The following is a 775-nucleotide window of genomic DNA, read 5'->3' as shown; positions in this document are numbered from 1 at the left end:
CCGCCCCCGCCGGCAAAGCGGGGAGGCATCGGACGCCGGCATATTGACGGGCGGTGCCGCCTTGCCCCGAACCGGGCAGGGAATCCGGCAAAGGCGGGATTGACGGCCGTCTGAAACGGACGCGCCGGTATCGGGCATGGCCGCTTCAGACGGCCGGCCGAGTGATAAAACCGAGTTCCTTTCAAATATCTGCCACAGCATTATCGGTTTCCGCCGGCGGGCGGCGTGATAAAACTTTTCATCCACAGCGTATCGCTGCAACCGAGTTATCGGTTCCTGCCGACCGGAGTAGTGATAAAACGGCAGCAAACGCCCGCATAACGACTCCCAAGTTCCCGGTTGCCGGCCGGCGGCGTGATAAAAACCGCCCGCCCGTGCGCTCGGCTTTTTCGCCAACGCCCGAAAATCACGCAGCCGTTGCTTCGGCAGACAACACAAGCTTCCCGGCATCAAAAGTGTGAGCAGCCCGGCCTTTTCCAACGCACGCCCACCGTCTGCAACCGGCGGATGACTGTGTGCAAAGAAAGTGTTCCATGAGCCGGAAAACCGGTTGGGCCGGTTAAGGCGGGAGCATATTTCAAACGCCTTCTGCTCGGTGCTTACGGCCGCTGCCGTTTCTGCCCGTCTGTCGGGCAAGGAGGCGATACGCGCCGATAATCCATAAAACGCCCTTCTGGTTTTTGCCTCTGTCAGATAAGGAGGCGATACGCTTCGGCAGTTCCTTTCTCGGCGCAACCCGGTTTTGCCCTCCTGTTTGGATAAGGGGCGCGATACG

At 60.3% G+C, this 775-nt stretch carries 2 protein-coding genes; both read right to left on the bottom strand.

Annotated features, from left to right (window positions below; genetic code table 11):
• Nucleotides 1-201: hypothetical protein (locus IR141_RS13675; protein WP_209304441.1), on the bottom strand; the 201-nt coding region annotated here is incomplete at its 3' end.
• Nucleotides 202-577: 376 nt separating this feature from the next.
• On the bottom strand, nt 578-775 hold a 198-nt coding region (locus IR141_RS13670), incomplete at its 5' end, for a hypothetical protein (protein ID WP_209304440.1).

This window comes from Neisseria sp. 19428wB4_WF04 (genome assembly GCF_015235335.1).
Lineage (GTDB): Bacteria > Pseudomonadota > Gammaproteobacteria > Burkholderiales > Neisseriaceae > Neisseria > Neisseria musculi.
The sequence above is the reverse complement of the archived record's forward strand: the minus strand, read 5'-3'. Positions and strand labels throughout refer to the sequence as shown.